The sequence below is a fragment of the Gallicola sp. Sow4_E12 genome (assembly GCF_052116305.1).
GTDB lineage: Bacteria > Bacillota > Clostridia > Tissierellales > Peptoniphilaceae > JBQKLI01.
Map to the genome: position 1 here is coordinate 13916 of NZ_JBQKLI010000010.1, position 22655 is coordinate 36570.

Sequence of the window (22655 nt, forward strand, 5' to 3'; positions counted from 1 at the left end):
ATGGAAAAAAGAATCCAAGAATTAGTAAAACAGTTGAATGATTGGAATTATCATTATTATACATTAGACGAACCGGTTGTTTCCGATGCGGAATATGATCGTTTATATGATGAACTAAAAATTTTGGAAAAAGAAACCGGGATTGTGTTAGAAGACTCCCCAACTCAGAGAGTAGGCGGGGAAGTGCTGGATAAGTTTGAAAAGCATGTTCATATAAACAGTCTGTACAGTCTCGACAAGGCTCAAAACGAACAAGCTATTAAGAACTGGATGGACCGTAATCTAAAGCTCCTTCGCCAGTATGAAGCAGAACATAATACCCGCTTGTCCGAAGTGGAGTATTTTGTAGAATTAAAATTCGATGGCTTAACGATAAATCTTACTTATGACGAAAGAAGACTTGTTATGGCAGCGACAAGGGGGAATGGGGTTGTAGGAGAAGAAATTCTCCCTCAAGTGAAGACGATCGGGTCCATTCCTATGAGAATCAATTATCCTGGATTGATAGAAATACAAGGGGAAGGTGTTATGCCTTTGTCCGCTTTGGCAAAGTATAATGAAGAAAACGAAATTCCCTTAAAGAATGCACGAAACGCCGCTGCCGGAGCCTTAAGAAATTTGGATTCAAAACAAACAAAGAAAAGAAATTTAACGGCCTACTTTTATAATGTAGGATATCGGGAAGAAGAATTCAAAACTCAGGAAGAGATATTCTCTTTCTTAAAAGAGAATCATCTAAAAGTGTATCCTTATGGAAAGCTTGTAAAATCCTTTGATGAATTAAAAGCAGCTATCGACGAGATTCAGGAACTTCGAAAAGAAATCGATATATTAACAGACGGGGCAGTTATAAAGATAAATGATATTGAGATACGAAAAATATTAGGCTATACCAATAAATTTCCCCGCTGGGCGATTGCTTATAAATTTGAGCCGGATGAATACTCCACAATTCTGCTTGATGTAGAGTGGAATGTAGGACGAACCGGAAAAATAACACCTACCGCAATTTTAGAGCCTGTAGAGATCGGAGATGTTACGGTTCAAAGAGCCACACTCAATAACTATGACGATATACTCCGCAAGAATGTAGCGATCAATGCTAGAGTATTAGTAAGAAGATCAAATGATGTGATTCCGGAAATATTAGGAACACTTGAAGATAATCGTGTTACAAGGGCTATTCCTATGCCTGAGGTCTGTCCTTCCTGCGGGACAGAGATTATAAGAGAAGGAGTTCATATATTCTGTCCAAATTCTCTTTCCTGCAAACCCCAGCTGGTCTCCAGAATGGTTCACTTTGCATCTAGAAATGCAATGGATATAGCAGGATTAAGCGAAAAAACTGTTCTAAAAATCATAGAAGTGTTAAATGTTAGAGAATTAAGCGGAATATATGAGTTGACCTTGGAGGATCTTTTAAAGCTGGAAGGCTTTAAAGAAAAGAAATCTCAAAATCTCCTTGCAGGAATAGAAAGAAGCAAAGAGACAACACTTGCAAAGTTTTTATATGGGATAGGGATCCCCCATGTAGGAATAAAGACTTCAGAAGATCTGGCAAAAGTTTTTTCGAACTTAAAAAGTTTGAAAAATGCTACGGAAGAAGAACTTGTTGAACTTCCAGATATTGGTTCCATTGTCGCAGGAGAGATTGTAAAATTTTTCCATGATGATCGGATCATAGAAGGGATAAATCACTTATTGGAACGTGGAATTGTTTTTGAAAAAGCAGCCAAACAGGAAACAAAAGAGTCGATAGCAGATAAGAAATTTGTATTAACCGGATCCTTAAAATCTTATACACGAAAAGAGCTTGAGGATATAATCACAAATGCAGGGGGAAAGACCAGCTCTTCGGTGTCGAAAAATACAGATTTTGTTATAGCAGGAGAAAATGCAGGAAGCAAACTTGCAAAGGCTCAGGAGTTGGGCGTACCAGTAATATCAGAAGAAGAATTTATCGAAATGTATTCTAAAGCATAAAAAGAAGTGTTAGGAAATCTAACACTTCTTTTTAAGTCAATAATTTATTTTTCAATAATCCACATTTGTTTGCTTGGTCCAAACACCATTTCTTCTGAATAAAGATTGCTTTTTGAACGATACGCAGGATCGTTGACAGCGATTTGTCCATCGACTTCATCTGTAAGAAGGATAAAATGTCCATACTGTGTCCAATAGCCTCCCATGCTACTATTCACACTATTCACTACTAATTTTCCTTCTTTCAATGCTTTCACTATTTCATCTCTAGAGTTGGTAGCTGTAGCTTTTAAACCATATTGATCTGCGGCATCAAAGAAGAACTGCCATAAGGTACCATTGTTTCCTGGCATAATATTGCCTGTTTTTGCAGATAAGTCCGCCATTTCAATAGGACTGATGTTCTTATCCAGCAAAGTAGAAGCTGCCATTGCCATAACGGTAGGGCCGCATCCTGTGTTGATTATTGTGCCGAATTCGCCTTCGCCATATGGATAACTGCGATAAGGCTCCTCCGCTTGATTAAAATAAACAGCATTGTTCAAATATTCTCTTTGTTGAGTAGAAACAGATTCTTGCTGAATCGGCTGATTATATTCAGACGCTGCTGCACTTGAGATAGGTAAAAAGAGGCCTTGAGTCAAGATTAAGGCGGTCAATAATTTTTTACCGGTGTTGCGTGTAAAATTCATATTTATTCATCCTCCAATTCAAGAGTTAAGTATACCACAATTGTAAGAAAAATAAAAAGCAAACCAGGGTTAAAATATAAACATATACCGTTAATGTAAAAATATTCCGAACTAATTCCCTGAATAATGGGAGGGAGACTTCTATGAAAAAAAATTAATATTTAAGAAGATCAATTATGTTTCAATCATAATTATATAGGATGGTGTACTGTGTTATAATATATTTTATACTGTTAAAAGGAGTTTGTGACATGATAAATAAAGAAGAAGTAATTCGAATTTATGATTTAGCTCATTTAAATTTAGAGGAAGACCGTGTTGATATTTTAGCTGAAAAATATACAAAAGTATTAGATTTTGCAGAATTAATAATGGAAGTGGATACAACTGATGTGAAGCCTTTGGAAATGATCCAAGAAGAGAAGGCAGTATTCCGTGAGGATATACCAGAAGAAAGTTTAGATCGGGAAAAAGCGTTAGAAAATGCAAAAGATCGAGAATATGGATATTTCAGACTAAAAAAAGTTATTGACTAGAGGTGGAGAATGGAAACAAGTTTATTAAGAGAAAAGCTGATTCATAAAGAAATTGATATTGATAAGTATTATTCAGAACTTTTCAAAAAAATAGAGGAAACAAAAGATCTTAATATTTTTATTACATTTGATAAAGATTTTGTATTGGAACAAATAAATGTTTTGAAGGAAAAATTGGAAAAGAATGAAACACCCGGCAGATTATTTGGAATTCCTATTACAATTAAAGATAATATCTTAACCGAAGGGCTGCGTACTACTTGCGCTTCAAAAGCATTAGAAGATTATATGCCTGTTTATAATGCTACTGTTATTGAACGATTAAAAAGCGAAGATGCGGTTATTATCGGAAAAACAAATATGGATGAATTTGCTATGGGCGGAGCTTCTGAAACTTCTTATTTCGGACCGACAAAAAACCCGTTAGATCCTAAATTAATTCCAGGAGGATCATCATCGGGCTCAGCAGCAAGTGTATCTACAGGTCTTGTGAACATCTCTCTCGGAAGCGATACAGGGGGATCTATCAGACAGCCCTCTGCATTTTGCAATGTGACTGGTTTTCTGCCAAGTTACGGTTCCGTATCCAGATACGGTGTAGCTTCTATGGCAAATACTTTAGATCAAGTAGGGGTTGTAGGAAAAAGTGTTGAGGATATTGTCACAACATTAAATATTATAGGCGGTCATGATTCTAAAGATATGACCAGCAGCCAAAAAGAGTCTTTAGATCTGCAGCTAAAAGAAGAATATACGTTGAAAGGCAAAAAAATCGGCGTGATCGATACAGAGGCTTTTCCAATCCATAAGACTGTAGTTGAAGATTATAATACTGCTATAGAAAGACTAAAGAGTTTAGGGGCGGAAATAGTTCCTATAGATTTCAAATATATAAAATATTCTACTCCTTTATATAATGTAATTATGTCCTGTGAAGTTTCCAGCAATCTTTCAAGATTTGACGGAATCCGCTATGGTTACTTGGCGCAAGATTATAGCACAACACGAGAACTCTTTGTAAAAACACGAAGCGAAGAGTTCGGCGAAGAAGTACAAAGAAGAATTGCTATGGGTACTCATTATTTAGCTGCAGAAAATGATCAGGCTATTTATAAACAAGGTTTAAAAGTGCGGAGATTATTACAGGAAGAATTTGAAGAGAAATTTAAAGAAGTTGATTTCATAGCAACACCAACATCAACAGATCTTCCCTATGAATTAGGTGCAAGAGCAGGAGATCCTTTAGCAGATTATGATGACGGAACATTTGATGTTCCTGTAAATTTAGCAGGCCTTTGTGCTATATCCCTCCCAGTACGAGAAGGAATTTCCGGAGCACTTCAAATTATCGGAAATCGAAGAGATGATGAAAATGTGTTAAATGCAGCATATTGTTTCGAGGGAGGTAAATAGGATGAGTTTAAAAACATTAATTGGATTAGAAATACATGTGGAGCTTGCGACAGAAACGAAGATGTTCTGCGGCTGTAAAAATGAATTCGGGAAAGCACCGAATACCAATGTTTGTCCTATCTGTCTAGGACATCCTGGTGCTCTGCCTGCTATGAATAAAACAGCTGTAGAGTATGCAGTTATGGCAGGGCTTGCCTTTGACTGCGAGATCAGAAAAGATTTCAAAATGGATCGAAAAAAATATTTTTATCCAGACTTAACGAAAGGATATCAAATAACCCAAGAAGATTTTCCCCTTTGCAGCAAAGGAAAAATTACCATAAAAACTGAGAATGGATCAAAAGATATAGGGATTCATAGAATTCATATCGAAGAAGATACAGGAAAGTCCATCCATAATGAAGAAGGCAATACGTTAATGGATTATAACCGCTGTGGAGTTCCTCTTATTGAGATCGTAACAGAACCGGATATGGAAAGTGCAGAAGAGGCTAGACAATTTCTAGATATTTTAAAAGAACGTATTAAGTATCTAGGTATTTCAGATGTGAAGATGGAAGAAGGTTCTCTTCGATGCGACTGCAACTTAAATGTCGTCGACAAAGAAAAGGGATTTAAAACGAAGATATCTGAAATAAAAAACATGAACTCTTTCAGAGCTGTTGAAAAAGCAATCGAATACGAAACAAGACGCCATTTTAAGATGGCTGAAGAAGGCGAAATCGGACATAAAGAAACAAGAAGATGGGTAGAAGATCCAGGACATACAGAAGTGATGAGAAGAAAAGAAGAGGGGAATGATTATCGTTTTTCAGTAGAAGGAGATATTCCTTTTGTTTCCTTGGAACAATCCTTCATCGATAAAATCGAAAGCGAACTTCCAGAACTTCCTCATGAAAAAATGAACCGATTTATTACCGAATATAAGATCGATGAATATGATGCAGATATTTTAACGCGTTCTAAAGCAGCTGCTGATTATTTTGAGCAGACAGCAGAGCTCGTAAAAGATCCAAGACTTGCAAGCAACTGGATTCTTTCAGATGTTTCTAGAAGACTTAATGAAGAAGAGAAAAGTTTCGAAACGATCGAAATTTCTCCAAAACAATTAGCAGATCTATTATTCCTCGTAAAAGATGGAAAAATAAACAATAATACTGCAAAAAAAGTTTTAAGAGCTATGTTTGAAGAAGGTGTGGAACCAACGAATTATGTGAAAGAAAAAGGACTTATTCAAATTACAGACGATTCTGCATTAAATGAAATTGTAGAAAAAGTTCTTTCTGATAACCTTCAGTCCATAGAAGATATTAAAAATGGAAAAGACAGAGCTCTAGGTTTCCTTGTTGGACAATGTATGAAAGCTTCTAAAGGAAAAGGGAATCCGCAGAAATTCAACGAATTATTACGCGAAAATATAAACAAGATGTAGGATGTGTAAATATGGCGACTGGCAAATTAGAAAATGAAACTCTTCAGGATATATTACAATCTATTTCCTTCCATCGAAAAGAAGTTTTAGTAGGCGCCGGGGTGGGACTGGACACGACACAGATCGACTTTGGTGAGAAGATCTGTGTTCTATCCACAGATCCCATTACAGGTGCAAAGGAAAATATCGGTTCTTTAGCTGTAGACATCTCAGTAAACGACACCTCCACTTCAGGTGCGGAAAATATCGGGGTTTTATTGACAATACTGGCTCCTGAAGGAACAACACCCCAAGATATTAGAGAAATCATGGCAGATGCTTCTAAGAGAGCCGAAGAACTGGAAATTGAAATTATAGGGGGACATACAGAAATTACGGATGCAGTTAACCGATTTGTCTTGTCTTCTACCTCTATTGGTATACTCGATAAAAAAGATCAGATTCCAGCGGATAAAATCCAAGAGGGGGATTCTGTTTACGTATCAAAATATATTGGAATAGAGGGAACAGCAATCCTTGCCCATGACAAAGAGGAAGAACTCAAAAACGTCATGACTCAAGAGGAACTTGATTATGCAAAGGGCTTATTAAAATGGATTTCTGTGCAAGATGATGCAAAATATGCCAAGAATAAAGATTTGTCTTATATGCATGATGTAACAGAAGGCGGTCTCTTAGGTGCCGTATGTGAAGCGTATCAGGGAATAAAAAAAGGCATTGAAATTGTCTGTGAAAATGTACCTGTGCTGGAGGTTACCAAAAAAATCTGCGATTATTTTAATATTAAACCATTTCGTCTTATTTCCAGCGGTTCTATGCTGATAATTTCTTCTGATGGATCTTTAGAAAAAAAGTTCGAAGGCTCAAATATTAAGTTAACAAAGATAGGGGTTGTCAAAGGGGACGAACCGATAATTATAACAGATGGAGTTTCAGAAAGAATCCTTCCTCCCTATGCAGATGAACTATACAAGGTGATATAAATGAAAAAAATTATTCTTGCGACCCATAATAAAGGGAAAGTTCGAGAAATGAAAGAGATTTTATCGAATCTGGATATTGATATCTTAACGAAAGACGATGCCGGAATCGATATTGATCCCGAAGAAAATGGTTCTACCCTTGAAGAAAATGCTTTGATAAAAGCGAAGGCTATCTATGCCATCAAGGAGATTCCTGTAATCGCAGACGATACAGGACTATTTGTAGAAGCTTTAAATGGAGCTCCTGGTGTCCGTTCCGCCAGATACGCGGGAATGGATGGAAATGATAGTGCTAATAGAGAAAAACTGTTAGATGAATTAAAGGATATCCATAACAGAAAAGCCTACTTTGAAACGGTTGTCTGTTTTATCGATTCGAAAGGCCATGAAACTTTTGCAAAAGGGCGCTGTTATGGTACTATAAATAGAGAAGAAGCGGGAGATAACGGTTTTGGTTACGATTGCCTGTTTACTCCTCAGGGGGAAAGCAGAACCTTTGCCGAAATGAGCGATGAAGAGAAAAACAAACTAAGCCATCGAGCAAAAGCGTTGAATCAGCTTCGAATATTATTAGAGGAGTATAAAGGATGAAAGTAGCAGTCATCGCCGACACCCATGGCAAATATGATCATTTGATTGAACCTTTAAAGGAATTAGATCTTAGTTATATTATTCATTTGGGCGATTTTGTTGAAGACGGTAAGATATTAAGTGAATTAACAAATATTCCCCTTATAATTGTAAAAGGAAACAACGACTATTTAGCCTATACAGAACCGGAAGAGTTATACACAACCATAGAAGGGAAATCCTTTTTTATCTCTCATGGACATCGCCTTGGTGTTTATAGAGGGCTGAATATGCTTTTGATAAATGCAAAAGAACATGGTTCGGATGTAGTTTTGTTTGGACATACTCATATGTACCACGAAGAAATGATCGACAATATTTTAGTTCTTAATCCAGGCAGCGCATCTTATGCTCGAGGCGGAGATAAAGAAAGTATTGCCATACTGGATTTAGATATATTGGAAGTACAAAAGATAGAATTCTAGGAGGAAGTTTATGACAATTTTATATTCAGATGATCTAGCGGAAAAGCTGGACGAAAGTATCAAGGGAAGAGTTGAGAAATTATCAAAAGAAGGAAATACACCCTGCTTAGCCATTGTAAGAGTTGGAGAAAATCCTAATGATATTTCTTATGAAAAAGGTTTGCTTAAGAAAAGCGATATCTACGGCATCGAAGTAAAACAAGTTTTACTAGATGCAGAAATCACTACAGAAGAATTAATTGCTGAAATTGAAAAATTAAATAGCGACGATCATGTAACAGGAGTTATTCTGTTTAGACCATTGCCAAAACATATCGATGATAAAGAAGTAGAAGAATCCTTAGACTATAGAAAAGATGTAGATGCAATGACTTCAAAATCTTTAGCAAAAGTTTTCCAAGGGGAAACGGACGGATTCCAGCCGGCAACACCTTATGCTTGTATGAAATTATTAGAAGCCTATGATATCGATTTAAAAGGCAAAAATGTTGCTATTATTGGCCGTTCCATGGTTCTTGGAAAGCCGCTTGCTATGATGATGCTTAATGAAAACGCAACAGTTACAATCTGCCACTCTAGAACAAAAGATCTTCCAGAAGTAACAAAAGCTGCTGATATCGTAGTTTCTGCAACAGGAAGAGCAAAATCTGTAACGAGAGACTATGTAAACCCAGATTCCATCGTTGTGGACGTTGGAGTAAGTGCGGATGCTGATGGAAAACTATCAGGAGATGCAGACTTTGAAGATTTAAAAGACTATGTAGCAGGAATTACTCCTAGAACTCACGGAATCGGAAAAATTACTTCTACTTTATTGATGGATCAAGTAGTCCAAGCAAAAGAAAAAAGTTTATAATCAATCAAAAACTGAGTCCTTTTGAAAGGACTCGGTTTTTTTGAATTAAAAACAGGAATCTGTTATAATCAGGGTTCGTTGCATATTATTAATAATATTTTTAAACTGGAGTGGAAAAAATGTAAAAGGAAGTGATTCAATTGAATAAAAATTATTTAAGAAATGAGAGCGCGATTTATAGAAAGATGAATGATCTTTTAATAAAAAAGGATTATGAAGGGCTGCAAAATGCGATTTCTGTATATAATCCCGTAGACATAAGAGATTATATAGAGGAATTGGATTTAACGGAAGCGATACTCGTATTTAGACTCTTAAAAAAAGAAGATGCAGTTGAAGTATTTTCCAAAATGGAAAAAGATGTAAAGTATCGTTTTTTAAAGGGGATGACCGACAGCGAAATCAAATACATAATCGATGAATTGTATTTTGATGACCGTGTAGACTTAATGGAAGAAATGCCGGCGGGAATTGTGAAGAATATCCTTCGAAATACAAATGAAGAAGAACGCAACTTAATGAATAAATTTCTAAAGTATCCAAAAGATTCTGCCGGATCTTTAATGACCATAGAATATGTAGAGCTTAAGGAATTTATGACGACGGAAGAGGCCCTTGAGATCATCAAAGAGACAGGTGATGATAAAGTTACAGTCTATACCTGCTATGTGACGAATGAGACGAAAAAACTTCTAGGATTTGTCACCCTTAGAAGAATTATAACCGCGCCATCGAAAACAAAAATTTCCGAACTGATGGATGAAGATGTTATTTCTGTTCATACACTGGACGATCAAGAAATCGTAGCAAATGTTTTTAACAAATATGGTTTCGTAGTAATGCCTGTTGTAGACAGCGAAGGAAGAATGACAGGAGTTATTACTGTAGATGATATTTTAGAAGTTATGGAACAAGAAGCTACGGAAGACTTTCAAAGAATGGCGGCTATGATCCCACAAGAAGAAGAATATCTGGACACATCCCCGTTCAAACTTGCGAAAAGCAGAGTTGCTTGGCTTTTAATTCTTATGATAACGGCCACCTTTACAGGCCAGATCATGAACCATTATAATACTTTAATTCAGTCTATGATTGTCTTAAATATGTTTATTCCGATGATTATGGATGCAGGGGGGAATTCAGGTTCCCAAAGTTCCACCTTAATCATTCGGGGGCTTGCTACTGGGGAAATTCATACAAGAGACTTTTTTAAGGTCATTTTTAAAGAATTTAAAGTAAGTATACTCGTAGGTTTCATCATTGCCCTTGTGAATTTTACTAAAGTATTGTTATTTGACAGAGTCCCTATGGATATTGCCCTGCTTATTTCAGTGACGCTTATGTTTACTATTACTGCTGCTAAAGTAATAGGGGGGATACTTCCTATAGCTGCTAAAAAACTAAAAATGGATCCGGCGATTATGGCAGGACCATTGATTACAACAGTAGTAGATACATTAAGCTTAATTATCTATTTTGAACTTGCATCTCATTTTATAAGAATTTAAGAATAAATTCATTCTATAATAAAGATGACAAAAGAGGTGAGAGAAATGCCAAATATATTCGTGATAGACGATGATCCTGGCATCTGCAGGATGATCGAGAGAGTTTTGATAAAAGAAGGGTATGGGGTAAAGATTCGAAATAACTGCAGCAACCTGCGCCCGGATGAATTTTCTAAGATCGATCTACTCCTTTTAGATGTAATGATGCCGGGAATCGACGGTTTTGAATTTTGTAGAAAAATACGAAAGGAAGTGGATATTCCCATTCTTTTTATCACCGCAAAGACAATGGAAGAAGATCTTTTGGAAGGATTTTCAAGCGGAGGAGACGACTATATTAAAAAGCCCTTTAGCATTACAGAGCTTAGAGCAAGAGTCGAGGCTCATTTGAGAAGAGAAAAGCGGGAAAAACAACACAGTTTTCAAAGAGGAGAATATCGTTTTGATATACAGGCGAAAGAACTGTTTATAGAACAGGATGAAGAGAAAATAATCTTAACAAAAAGCGAATACGATATCTGCGTGTTCTTAGCTAAAAACTGGGGGCAGGTATTTTCTTTAGAAAGAATTTTAGAATCCATATTTGGATACGACAGCGAAAGTGATATTTCTTCTATTCGTGTCCATATAAAAAACATTAGAAAGAAATTAATAAAATTTGATAAAAAGCCTATTGAAACCGTCTGGGGGGTGGGTTATAAATGGAAAAAAGAGGAGTAAAATTTAATCACCTATTTATAAGATATTTTGTATTATTAGGAGTTTTGATAGCCTTATGGGTAGCTTTCTTATTCTGGTTTTATGGATTTTCGAAATACCAAGGATATGCCAGCAGAGATCAAGCGAGTATCAATAAAGTTTTAAATGTAGAACCAGCATTTTTAAATCAAAGTCCTTTTGATCCTAGAGTATTACCAGAAAAGACTAAATATATCCTTTACGATGAAAGCGGAATGCCTACCACGACGAATATGGAGGATAAAGACTATTTGTACTATATAGAATTACCTATCGATTATTTTAAAAATAGAGGGTTAGAAGAATTTAGATCAGTAAGTTATAGTGGAAACAATGATCAGAGTATTCACATCTATACTTTAGATCAGGGTTACTTGCTTCTTGAAGTTTATGCTCCTTATATGATGACTGTTCCATTCTTAGCTTACAAAGATCTTCCAGCAATTCCAATTTTTGCGGCTTCTGGTTTTGCTGTGATCGTAATATTAATATTAATTTTTTCTAAGATTTTTAATCGAAAATTAAAAAAAGAAGTTTCGCCAATTATCAAAACGGTAAAAAAAATCGAAAAACAAAATTTGGATTTTATCCTTCCGATCTCTTCTATTCAGGAGTTTAATTCTGTTCTCACGTCTATTGATATCATGAGAAATTCTTTAAAGAACTCTTTGACAGAGCAGTGGAAAAAGGAAGAAGAACAGAAATTCCAGACAGCATCTTTAGCCCATGATATTAAAACACCCCTAACGGTAATCAAAGGGAATACAGAGCTGCTTTTAGAAGCTGAAAATTCGAATATGGACCAGTTGATATTAAAAGATATTCAAGAAAATTCTAGAAAAGTTGAAAATTATTTAGGTTTATTAGTGGGCGGCGGTTCTCCTCCAAAAGAGACAGAACAAAGCATGGAAGAAATTCATACTTCTGTATTTGTAGGGGAGTTAATGGAGGGGATGCATTCACTGCTCAGATCTCGAGATATTAAGGTCAAAATAATCAATAATAATGTAGAGGATTTTTACGGGAATCGTGAACTGCTTATTAGAGCATTGTCAAACATTTTAACAAATGCCGTAGAATTTACTCCACAAGGGGGAGAAGTCTCCTTTATACTAGAGAAAGAGGATCTTTATACAGAATTCATCGTAGAGGATCAAGGAGAAGGGTTTACAAAAGAATCCCTTGAAAAAGGAAAGCTTAAATTTTACACCCATGATAAAGAGAGAAGCGGCAAACACTACGGGATGGGTCTTTTTATAGCAGAGGAAATCGCTAAAAAACACCATGGAGAACTGATCCTAGAAAATCAGGAACATGGAGGAAGAGTAGTATTAAGAATAGAAAATAAATAAAAAACATATCGAAATAAAAAAGCTGCAGCCATTCATTGAACCGGCTGCAGTTTTTTGCTTTTCCAGATATCATTTTGATAATACATCAAGTTGCAAACAAATGCATAATGAAACATGGAAATCCTTTTGTTATAATCTAGCTAGAGAAAGAAAGATGAAACAACAAAGGAGTTCTATATGAAAGAGTATTTTTTACTAAATAGCGCGTATAAACATAAGGCAGGAAATATACCTGAAACAGATTTTTTCAAAGAGTTAAAAGTTCTAAAAAACGAAGAATTCGGACTGCAGTTTCTAATACGAAAAGACCATGAGTTTTATACAACGATTAACGATTATAAAGATATCTCTTGGAAAGGTTTAATCGACGAGTACCGTGTAGTAATAGAAGCAAGAGAAGAGAAAGGGAATAATTGCAATTCTTATTTTGAACTGCGGATCGCTGAGTATGCGGTGGAGGATCATGGGAATAATATAGCTGATATATTATCCGACAAAAGATCAAAGTTGTCGGAAACGAAAGACCAGCTTCTTTATATCTCTGGAAAGGTGCCGAAAGATTTTAAAGGGGAAAAGATTATTCTCGGCATAAAAGTTTATTATTCGAAGGAATATCTTCCAGAGGAAGTTGTATATGAAGAGGAGGTTGAGATTTCTATAGCTGATATTTCTATACCGGACATGAAAGACTCCTTATTTTATCTCGACCTGTGGCAGCATCCCTGTAACTGGGCAAGGGCCTATGATGTTCCTTATTTTAGCGAAGTGCATTTCGAAATTATCGATCATTATCTAGAAGGAATGGGAAAACTAGGACAAAAGGTTTGTGATCTTATCATTTCAGATTTTTCTTGGGCAGGCCAGAGATGTTATCAAGTAGAAGAGAATCATAATAATTTATTTGAACTTAATATTGTAAAAGTATGGAAAAATATTGAGGGTAAAATAAATTGCGACTTCACTGCGTTTGACCGCTTTATCTCCTTATGCGAAAAACACGGGATCTCTCAAGAGATCAACCTTTTCGGGATCCTTGGAAACTGGGATCGTGTTGATTTCGGGAATCCTTTAGAAGATTATGAAGACCCTATCCGTATCTCCTATTATGATGAAAAAAGTGAGTCTTATAAGTGTTTTACTTTAAGAGATGAAGTGAAGGAATATCTAGCAATTGTCTTCCATCATCTAGAAGATCTAAAACTATGGGATAAAACTCTTATCATGAGTGATGAGCCTAACAATACAAAACTTTTTCAAGAAGCGATAAAGCTTTTTAAGGAAGCGGCTGGCGGGTTAAAGATTGTTCTAAAATGTGCCATCCATAATCAGGAATTTTTTGAAAACAATGATGAATATATCCACTCTATTTCTCTTAGCACCTGCGAGCTGGTTCATAATTTGAAAGACCTTGAAAGATTGAGAGCAGAAGTTATAGAAAAAAACGGAAAATTAACCTGGTATTCCTGTTGTTTTCCTAAAAATCTGAATATATTTTTAGAATCGCCTCTTATCGAATCCCGTATAAAGGGCTGGTTTACTTATTTTATGAATGTAGATGGTTTTTTAAGATGGTCTTTCGGTATTTGGCCGGGGGATGTTTTTAATGATGCAAGTTATAAAAAAGAGAAATGGACAGCGGGGGATATGTTCTTTGTCTATCCTGGGAAAAATGGATATCCTTTAGCATCCATCCGAATGAAAAATTTCCTTTATGGGCTTCAGGATTTTTATCTATTAAAAGAGGCAGAAAACAGTATCAACGCAGATAGAATCCGCTCAGGGCTTAAAGAAATCCTTGGAAAAAAAGAAGAGATGAATTATATAAATGCCTTAGAAGTAGAACTTCATTATTCACTGGAATATGAAAAATATATGAATTTTAGAAATTCTTTAATAGAAAAAATAGCGGAGAAATAAGATGAATGCATTAGAAAAAGTAGCTGAAGCTGTTTATAATATGGATGAAGATCGGATAGAGATCCTGATTCAAGAGGCGATAGACAGCGGAATTTCTACTGTAGATATTTACGAAAAGGGTTTAAGCGCCGGAATGGTTCAAGTTACTAAATTATATGAAGAAAATAAATACTATATACCAGAAGTGATCGTATGTGCGGATACTTTAAATAAAGGGGTTCAATTTTTAAAAGGTAAAGGCATACAAAAGGAAAGCCAAGGACCTAAAATTATTTTAGGAGTTGTAGAGGGGGATCTTCATGAGATCGGTAAAAATATTGTAAAAATCATGATGGAAGCTTCGGATTTTAGAGTGGTTGATATGGGTTTGAATGTAAAAGCCGAAGATATTGTAGAAAGAGCCATAGAAGAAAAAGCGGATATTATCGCTCTATCTACAATGATGACCACAACGATGGAGGTTATGAAAGAAACAGTAGATCTTATGAAGAATAAAAATATCAAAGATTCAGAAAAACCTAAGGTCATCATAGGCGGAGGATGTATCAGTCAAAAATATGCTGATAAAATCGGTGCTGACGGCTATTCCAAAAATGCGATGGAAGCCGTTCAATTAGTCCGCAGTTTAATGGAGGAAAAGTAGATGCATTGGCGCAAGATGTCTTTACTGGAGTATATTAACAGTGAAAAAAGAGGATTCTTTTTGCCGGATATGGCAACAAACGGTTTAGAGCTTGTAGGATATACGGCTTACGAAGTTTACGAGGACCCTTTAAAACAGCTGGAACTGGCACAGAAAATGAATGAAGTCTTCGAATCGGATTTTATCTACTCTTTATGCGACGGGATTATATTTTGTGAAACGATAGGTTCTGAAATTCTAAAACCGGATTATGATTTCCCAAGTGTAATCAGCCATCCAATACAAAGAAATGAGGATTTACTGAAACTTGAAGTTCCTGATCCTTTTTCTTCAGGACGAATGCCCGTTAATTTAGAAAGTTTAAAGCTGATATCAGAGCATATCAATAAACCGCTCTATGTTTCTATTCAAGGTCCTTTCACCTTAGCGATCCAATTAGCGGGAGCCACTCATCTGCTTCGTTCTATTGTAAAGAATCCGGAATTTGTGGAAAGAATTTTAGACTTTACGACGGAAACGGTGCTTCGATATGCAAAAGCGGTTGAAAAAAGCGGCGCCCAATATATTTCTATTTCTGAGCCAGGCACTGTAACATTAAGTCCCGACAATTTTATAAAATATGTTATTCCAAGAGTTAATTCGATCTTTGACCGTCTTAAATGTTGGAAAGGGATGCATATCTGCGGAGATACTTCACATTTTCTAGATCTTATGCTTGAATGCAATCTCCATGCAGTGAGTCTCGATCAGATTATGGATTATGAAAAGGTAATAGAAAGAATACCTGATGATATTGTCTTAATCGGAAATTTAGATCCGATTCAGTTGATCGGAAGAGGTACTGCAGAGGAAATAGAAAAAGAGACAAAGGAACTGAATCATAAAATGAATCCTTACCGTAATTATTTATGTGCCTTTGGATGCAATTGTTTAAATGATACTCCTGTTGTGAATCTGCAGACGGCGATTAAAACTGCAAGGAGATCGATTAAGAAATAGGGAGATAGAAAAATGGATAAGTGCTTAAGTAAGATTTATTCTGAAGATTTTAAAAAAGATATCGTTCTCAACTTAGAAGAGCAAAGAGAGACCATAAGCAGATTTTTAGGTTATAAGAATCGTGAAATTCCAGTTATAATCGAAAAAAAGATACAGGAAGAAATAAACACCGTCTATTCTCTTATAGATATTGATTTTGATTATATCATTGAAGACAGGAGAGCTTTTCTTATATATACAGTGGGAGATAAGATTCAAGATAAAATCAATCAGTATACGAAGGAATCAGAAGCGATAAGAGGCTTGATACTGGATAAAATAGCAATTGTTATATTAGATGAAATCAACTCTCAACTTATAAAAGTCATAGAGAGACAAACGGGACTTTTTGCTGTAAAAGAAAACTATCCCGGATCCTCTTCCTATCCTTTAAGTAAACAAAAAGAGATTTATGAAAAGATGAAGAATATAAAGAGCATCGCTATAGGTGATTCTTTTCAGCTGTATCCGATTAAATCTGTAGCTTTGGAAATCGAACTGGGCAGGAAAACTGAAAAATATTCTAGATGCGAAGAATGCAGCGGTTGTGATTTTAAAGAAGTTTGAAGAGATCTAGCAGCGATCTATTATAACGACAGAGAGCTTTTTTATAAAAAGGTAAGGAAAAACCAGGATTCTCTGTATGAGAATATGTACTATATTCTAAAGGAACTTAAAGATGAACTAAGGGAAAAATATCTTCAGAAAAAAATCGATTTAGAAATATTTCAAGATTCGATAACGGACATTGATATATGGGCGAAGGATTATTATAAAAAATACGGTAAAGTCGGTATTCGAGAATTTCAATGGCTGGAACTGACGATGGATATGAGAGTCTTCAAACTAGGCCGGCTTCAATTTGAAAAAATAGAAGATCCTGAAGCGGAAGCATATCTTGCAAAGAGGGGAATTGTAAAAAATGCAATCCAGTTAAACGTTCATATACAAGAAGGCGGCCCTTTGGATTTTAGAGAATGCCAGAAATCCTATAAAAAAGCAGCTAAGTTTTATGATAAGTTTTATAATTTTGATTGGATAGCTTTTGTGTGCGACTCTTGGCTGTTGAATCAAGAGTTGAAAGATATGCTTCCAAGGAATTCGAATATTATATCGTTTCAAAAACAGTATCACATTATCAGCGAGAAAAGAAGGAGCAGACAGTTTGAAGAACGGGTATTTGGTACAATCAAAAATAATCCGTTAGAGTATAAAGCGAGAACTTCGCTTCAGAAAAGAGCGAAGGAAGTTTTGATCAAGAAAAGATCTCTTGGCATGGCGAAAGGCATCTATATAATCTCAAAAGAGGAGCTGCTTCATAGATAAAATTTAGTAATAATTCCTATCATACTCTGCTGCAGGATTTGTCTTAGATAGGCCAGCTTAATAAGAATAGTTAAAAAGCAAAAGCGTATAATTCTGTGTCAGAATTTTTTGCGAGTGTAGATAGAGTTGGAAACAAGCTCTACTCTATGGATATTATTAAAAGAAGCTGAAAAAATTTTTAAAAAGAAAAAAGCATTTAACTCCTATAAAAGGGTTAAATGCTTTTTTCTAATAAATAACCTAAACGTTTTAGTTTTAACTCGACTTCATCTAAAGTATCTTCATTCTCTGCAGTAATGGTATGATAGTGATAATTTTCTGTAAGATTTTTCAAAGGTCTGCTGATACCGGAATCCAGTGTAGCCATGAAATTTTTCACATCTTTTCTAGAGCGTATATTCATATCGACACGAATAGTACCGTATACTTTATGGTTTACAAAGACATCTTTTACAACAGCTCCTAAATCTACGATTGTATTTAGTTCTTCTTCGATATCTTCATCTTCGTGGGAGAGTTTTAAGATTCTTCTGCAGTTATTTTCATCGACTAATTTGTAACCTCGATTTGTTGAGAGGATGGGATGTTCTTCTGCTTTCAGTATAGCTATATCCTGAACTATAATTTGTCTGGAAACATCGAATATTTTTGCTAATTCTGTTCCAGAGATCGGTTTTGTGCGTCCCTCTAATATTTTAAGGATTTCTATTCTTCTATCGACTGTTTCGTTCATACTATCACCTTTTCATTCTTTTTATTTATTTCATCTAATTCATAAGAATAGAATATGAGAACTATATTGTTTGATTTCAATCTTAATATCTAGAGAGAAATCTGTCAATAAAGGTTGTGGAAATAAGCCTAGAAACTTTATAGCAAGGCTCTATTAGGGTATAATAGAGTTAAAATACCCAGGAGGTAATATATGACATTAAGACAATTATCGCAACCAAAAGAGGGCGACAAGATCGCTACTATTAAAACGAATAAGGGAAATGTAGAAATCCTTTTATTTCCAGAAGCAGCCCCTAAAGCTGTAGAAAGCTTCATCAGCCTTGCAAAAAGCGGTTACTATGATGGAGTTGTTTTCCATCGAGTTATACCAGGTTTTATGATTCAAGGAGGTGATCCTACAGGTACAGGAAGAGGAGGCGAAAGCTCTTTCGGGTCATCCTTTGAAGACGAATTCGACATGGATTATAGAAATCTTTATGGAGCTCTTTCGATGGCTAATGCAGGTCCTAATACAAATGGAAGCCAGTTCTTTATTGTGACTGCAGATTCTGTTCCAGGGGATGCGATTTCTCAAATGAGAGATCTTGGAGTTGAAGAAGGCTATCCGGAAGAAGTAGTGGATGCTTATGAAAAACTTGGAGGAGCCTACTGGCTTGATTTCCGCCATTCAGTTTTTGGACATGTTTTAGAAGGAATGGATGTTGTGGAAGCTATCAGCAAAACAGAGCGTGATGGAAATGATAAACCTTTGGAAGATGTAATTATTGAAACTGTAGAAATTGAAGAAAAATAATACTATAAAAAAGAAACGAAATTTTCGTTTCTTTTTTCATGAAGAAATAAAAAGGAGATCATATGAAAGTAATCTTGATTAATGGAAGCCCACACAAAAATGGATGCACTTATACTGCATTAAAAGAAGTAGCGGATACTTTAGAAAAAAGACATATAGAAACGGATATTCTTTATCTTGGACAAAAACCGATCGCCGGCTGTACCGCCTGCGGCAAATGCGATGAAGAAGGGATCTGCACCTTTGACGATCATGTTAATATTATTATACAAAAGATGAATCAGTATCAGGGGATTGTAATAGGATCTCCTGTCTATTACGGAGGTCCTACAGGTCAGATTTGTTCTTTTATGGAAAGGTTATGCTACGCAGGAGGCAAGAAACTGGAAGGCATGATAGGGGCTTCTATAGTCACCTGCAGAAGGGGAGGGGCGACTGCGGCTTTCGACCGGCTTAACAAGTATTTTCAAATGAACAATGTACATCTGGCAGGATCCCAGTATTGGAATATGGTTCATGGTACAAACCCGGAAGAGGCAAAAAAAGATCTAGAAGGGCTTCAGACTATGAGGACCTTAGGGGAAAATATGGCATGGCTGCTGCAGTCCATAGAAGCAGGCAAAAATGATGTTAAAAGTCCAGAATACGAGAACAAGTACTATACGAATTTCATAATGGAATAAATGATTTTGATAATTGTCCATCACGATATAAAGATTTATTTAACTCGCTAATCTTTTTCTGATTTGCTATAGTTTAGGTGGTTTACAGAAGAAAAAGTTAAGTTAAGGAGTGAATTATGAAAAAGAATTTATCATTGCCGGAAAAATTTGATGAATATATTGATACAAGAAAACAGAGCTTTATAACAGCTATGGAATTTAAAGAACAAGGTGGAAAACTTGCTGGATATCTTTGCTCCTATACTCCGAATGAAATTATGGATGCAGGTGGTATCGCCAGCGTTGCCCTTTGCGGTACAAGCAACGAACCGATAGCCGATGCAGAAATCGATCTGCCTAAAAATCTTTGCCCGCTGATAAAATCAACCTATGGGTTTGCGAAAACAGAAACTTGTCCTTTTACATATTTCTCGGATTTAATCGTGGGAGAAACTACTTGCGATGGAAAAAAGAAAATGTATGAGCTTTTAGGGGATCTAAAGGATGTTCATGTGCTTCATTTACCACAAGGAACAGATAGACCTCATTCGAAAGAATCATGGTATCAGGAATGCCAGTATTTTAAAGAAGTACTGGAGAAAAAATTCGATGTTGAAATATCAGAGGAAGATCTAAGACAGGCCGCCGTTAAACGTAACGAATTACGGAAAGCTCTTATCGAAATGTTTGAAATACAAAAAGCGGAGCCTCCTATGGCAGTGGGAACAGATATGCTTTTGGAAGTGATGAAGGGTACATTTTCCTTTAAGCTAGAAGATCAAATAGCAGCGATCCGAAAGTTCACGAAAGAGGCAAAGGAGAAGTACGAAAGAGGAGAGAGACCTGTATCCATAGATGCGAAGAGAATTTTAATAACAGGCTGTCCAATGAGCGGAGTCATCGAAAAAATAGGCGGTCCTATTGAAGCGAATGGCGGAGTAATTGTTTATAAAGACGATTGTGGCGGAGAGAGAACTCAAATGCAGATGGTCGATACTGAAGCAGAGGATATTATGCGGGCTATATCCGATCGTTATCTTGAGGTAAACTGCTCAGTTCTTACACCGAATGATGGAAGAATGGATCATACTTTAGAAGCCATTAAAGAATATAAGGGAGATGGCGTCATCGAAGTAATCCTTCAAGCTTGTCATACTTTTAATATTGAAGCGACGAAGATGGAAAGAGCTGTAAGAAATGCAGGGATTCCTTATATGAAATTAGAAACAGATTATTCTACAGCGGACAGTGGACAAGTAGATACTCGTATTGCAGCATTTATTGAGATGCTCTAAAATAAAAAAACATTTCGGGAAAGCACCTGTTTATAGGTGTTTTTATCGAACTATGATTTAAATCATAGTTTTGCTTCTCTTATTCTCTTATACTTAGGTTATAATGTTAGTGAATGATAACTTAAAAAGGAGTTAACTCTATGGAAATGGAAAATTACCTGCCCAAAACAGACAACAAGAGATTAGAAATTATCTTTGAAATCAGCAATAGATATAATAGAAGAGAGATTACAGAGGAAGAAGCAAAAGAAGAATTGCTAAATAAAGCAGGCAAAATCAAGCCTTATGAAATTGCTTTGGCAGAACAGCAGTTAAAGCATATCGATGACGATGAATGCCAAAAAGAAGACATCCAAAGGATGCTTAATTTGTTTAAAGGAATTATGGATACAGATAGGCCGGATCTTGATAAGAATCATCCGATAATGTGTTATTACAGAGAAAATGATGTGATACGAGAAATTATTTCTTCCATCGAAGATTTAGTTCAATATCCAGTGATTAAAAATCAATGGTATGAAATCTATGATAAATTAGATGAAATTAAGAAACATTTTTCACGGAAACAAAATCAGCTATATGCTACATTGGAAAAGAAAGGTTTTGACCGGCCGACGACTACGATGTGGACTTTAGACGATTTTGTTCGCGATGAAATAAAAGAAGCCAGAGATTTATTAGATGAAAATCAGGAAGAAGAATTTATTAAACTTCAAAATACGATTATAGAAGATCTAAAAGATTTATTGCAAAAGGAAGAATCTGTACTGTATCCTACTGCTTTATCGATGCTTTCTGGTGAAGACTTTAAACAGATGGCTGAAGGAGATAAAGAAATCGGATTTGCATGGATTGAAGTGGAAAGCAGCACCAATAAACAGCCGGAAAAAGAGGAAAAAAATCTAGACTCGCCCTTTGCTAAGGATTTAGCTTCTTTATTAAGCAAATATAATATCGGATCGGAAAAACCAGAAGAGCTTGACGTAGCAACCGGAAAGCTTTCTCTTGAACAAATCAATTTAATTTTTAAGCATCTGCCGGTGGATTTATCCTATGTAGATGAAAATGAACTTGTACGCTTTTATTCAGATACAAAACATAGAGTGTTTCCTCGAAGCAAAAATGTTATAGGCCGAAATGTGAAAAACTGCCATCCGAGAGCAAGCGTTCATATCGTGGAAGAAATCCTAAAGAAATTTAGATCCGGCGAAGAAGATACAGTAGAATTTTGGATTAATAAAGAAGATGTATTTATCTACATTCATTACACAGCTGTGAGAGATGAAGAAGGGCGATTCAAAGGTGTTCTAGAAATGATGCAGGATGCTTCTCATATACGAAAGCTGGAAGGTTCGCAAACACTACTGAATTGGGGCGGCGACTCTCATAAGAATGTTAAAAAGGATGAAGAAAATACTGAAATCTCTGGGAATTTATCAGCGGATACTATTAATGAAAATACAAAATTAAAAGAGCTTTTCCAGCAGTATCCAAAATTAAGAGAGGAAATGGAAGATATCCACCCGGCGTTTTCAAAGCTTAAAACCCCATTAGCAAGAATAATGGTGCAAAAAGCAGATATAAAAATGATGAGCAAAAATACCGGCATGGATTTGCAGGAATTAATAGCTGAGATTAAAAAGAAAATCAGCAGATAGTAGATACAAATACATTTAGTGTTATAGATATAATTTCCAG

The 22655-nt window shown here is 35.7% G+C and carries 22 protein-coding genes; 20 read left to right on the forward strand and 2 right to left on the reverse strand.

Features of this window, described 5'->3' with window-relative positions; genetic code table 11:
- Positions 1–1983 (forward strand): NAD-dependent DNA ligase LigA, encoded by a 1983-nt coding sequence (gene ligA / locus ACTQ46_RS06630; RefSeq protein WP_441748262.1) that lies wholly within the window; start codon positions 1–3, stop codon positions 1981–1983.
- Between the two features lie 44 nt (positions 1984–2027).
- Here ligA and ACTQ46_RS06635 read toward each other — a convergent pair whose 3' ends face one another.
- Positions 2028–2675 carry a C39 family peptidase gene (locus ACTQ46_RS06635; RefSeq protein WP_441748264.1) on the reverse strand — a complete coding sequence of 216 codons (648 nt, stop codon included), beginning with the start codon at positions 2673–2675 and terminating at the stop codon, positions 2028–2030.
- 251 nt (positions 2676–2926) lie between these two features.
- Between ACTQ46_RS06635 and gatC the strand changes: the two genes are divergently transcribed.
- From gatC to ACTQ46_RS06710, 15 genes are all read left to right on the forward strand, one after another.
- Positions 2927–3211, forward strand: a complete 285-nt coding sequence (gene gatC / locus ACTQ46_RS06640) for an Asp-tRNA(Asn)/Glu-tRNA(Gln) amidotransferase subunit GatC (protein WP_441748266.1) — start codon at positions 2927–2929, stop codon at positions 3209–3211.
- A gap of 9 nt (positions 3212–3220) precedes the next feature.
- A complete protein-coding gene (gene gatA, locus ACTQ46_RS06645) occupies positions 3221–4624 on the forward strand; it encodes an Asp-tRNA(Asn)/Glu-tRNA(Gln) amidotransferase subunit GatA (RefSeq protein WP_441748268.1) in 1404 nt (467 codons plus the stop codon).
- A gap of 1 nt (position 4625) precedes the next feature.
- A complete protein-coding gene (gene gatB / locus ACTQ46_RS06650; RefSeq protein ID WP_441748270.1) occupies positions 4626–6056 on the forward strand; it encodes an Asp-tRNA(Asn)/Glu-tRNA(Gln) amidotransferase subunit GatB in 1431 nt (476 codons plus the stop codon).
- 11 nt (positions 6057–6067) lie between these two features.
- Positions 6068–7039, forward strand: coding sequence for an AIR synthase family protein (locus tag ACTQ46_RS06655; protein WP_441748272.1), 972 nt, complete (start codon positions 6068–6070; stop codon positions 7037–7039).
- Complete coding sequence (gene rdgB / locus ACTQ46_RS06660) at positions 7040–7630, forward strand: RdgB/HAM1 family non-canonical purine NTP pyrophosphatase (RefSeq protein ID WP_441748274.1); 591 nt, start codon at positions 7040–7042, stop codon at positions 7628–7630.
- On the forward strand, positions 7627–8094 hold the full coding sequence (locus ACTQ46_RS06665) for a metallophosphoesterase (protein WP_441748276.1): 468 nt from the start codon (positions 7627–7629) through the stop codon (positions 8092–8094). The genes rdgB and ACTQ46_RS06665 overlap by 4 nt, the downstream gene beginning before the upstream one ends.
- Positions 8095–8104: 10 nt before the next feature.
- Positions 8105–8950, forward strand: coding sequence for a bifunctional 5,10-methylenetetrahydrofolate dehydrogenase/5,10-methenyltetrahydrofolate cyclohydrolase (locus tag ACTQ46_RS06670; protein WP_441748278.1), 846 nt, complete (start codon positions 8105–8107; stop codon positions 8948–8950).
- A 185-nt stretch (positions 8951–9135) separates the two neighbouring features.
- Entirely contained in the window at positions 9136–10458 is a 1323-nt protein-coding gene (gene mgtE, locus ACTQ46_RS06675; protein ID WP_441748424.1) for a magnesium transporter, read from the forward strand.
- Between the two features lie 45 nt (positions 10459–10503).
- Positions 10504–11178 carry a response regulator transcription factor gene (locus ACTQ46_RS06680; RefSeq protein WP_441748280.1) on the forward strand — a complete coding sequence of 225 codons (675 nt, stop codon included), beginning with the start codon at positions 10504–10506 and terminating at the stop codon, positions 11176–11178.
- Positions 11160–12548: a sensor histidine kinase gene (locus ACTQ46_RS06685; RefSeq protein ID WP_441748282.1), complete on the forward strand. Its 1389-nt coding sequence runs from the start codon at positions 11160–11162 to the stop codon at positions 12546–12548. The genes ACTQ46_RS06680 and ACTQ46_RS06685 overlap by 19 nt, the downstream gene beginning before the upstream one ends.
- A 177-nt stretch (positions 12549–12725) precedes the next feature.
- A complete protein-coding gene (locus tag ACTQ46_RS06690) occupies positions 12726–14465 on the forward strand; it encodes a DUF4091 domain-containing protein (protein ID WP_441748284.1) in 1740 nt (579 codons plus the stop codon).
- A gap of 1 nt (position 14466) precedes the next feature.
- On the forward strand, positions 14467–15108 hold the full coding sequence (locus tag ACTQ46_RS06695; protein ID WP_441748286.1) for a cobalamin B12-binding domain-containing protein: 642 nt from the start codon (positions 14467–14469) through the stop codon (positions 15106–15108).
- Positions 15109–16107 (forward strand): uroporphyrinogen decarboxylase family protein, encoded by a 999-nt coding sequence (locus tag ACTQ46_RS06700; protein WP_441748288.1) that lies wholly within the window; start codon positions 15109–15111, stop codon positions 16105–16107.
- Between the two features lie 12 nt (positions 16108–16119).
- Positions 16120–16713, forward strand: a complete 594-nt coding sequence (locus tag ACTQ46_RS06705; protein ID WP_441748290.1) for a hypothetical protein — start codon at positions 16120–16122, stop codon at positions 16711–16713.
- A gap of 15 nt (positions 16714–16728) precedes the next feature.
- The gene (locus ACTQ46_RS06710; RefSeq protein ID WP_441748426.1) at positions 16729–17472 is read left to right on the forward strand and encodes an acyltransferase domain-containing protein; all 744 of its coding nucleotides are present in this window, start codon (positions 16729–16731) and stop codon (positions 17470–17472) included.
- Between the two features lie 214 nt (positions 17473–17686).
- Here ACTQ46_RS06710 and ACTQ46_RS06715 read toward each other — a convergent pair whose 3' ends face one another.
- Entirely contained in the window at positions 17687–18205 is a 519-nt protein-coding gene (locus ACTQ46_RS06715) for a transcription repressor NadR (RefSeq protein WP_441748292.1), read from the reverse strand.
- Positions 18206–18397: 192 nt separating this feature from the next.
- On the opposite strand from ACTQ46_RS06715, the gene ACTQ46_RS06720 reads away from it, so the two are divergent.
- The 4 genes from ACTQ46_RS06720 to ACTQ46_RS06735 all read left to right on the forward strand — a co-directional run bounded on the left by ACTQ46_RS06720 (position 18398) and on the right by ACTQ46_RS06735 (position 22615).
- Positions 18398–19000: a peptidylprolyl isomerase gene (locus ACTQ46_RS06720; protein ID WP_441748294.1), complete on the forward strand. Its 603-nt coding sequence runs from the start codon at positions 18398–18400 to the stop codon at positions 18998–19000.
- 62 nt (positions 19001–19062) lie between these two features.
- Positions 19063–19683 (forward strand): flavodoxin family protein, encoded by a 621-nt coding sequence (locus ACTQ46_RS06725; protein WP_441748296.1) that lies wholly within the window; start codon positions 19063–19065, stop codon positions 19681–19683.
- A gap of 116 nt (positions 19684–19799) precedes the next feature.
- Positions 19800–20957 (forward strand): double-cubane-cluster-containing anaerobic reductase, encoded by a 1158-nt coding sequence (locus ACTQ46_RS06730; RefSeq protein ID WP_441748297.1) that lies wholly within the window; start codon positions 19800–19802, stop codon positions 20955–20957.
- 140 nt (positions 20958–21097) lie between these two features.
- Positions 21098–22615: a PAS domain-containing protein gene (locus ACTQ46_RS06735; RefSeq protein WP_441748299.1), complete on the forward strand. Its 1518-nt coding sequence runs from the start codon at positions 21098–21100 to the stop codon at positions 22613–22615.
- The last annotated feature ends 40 nt before the right edge of the window (positions 22616–22655 follow it).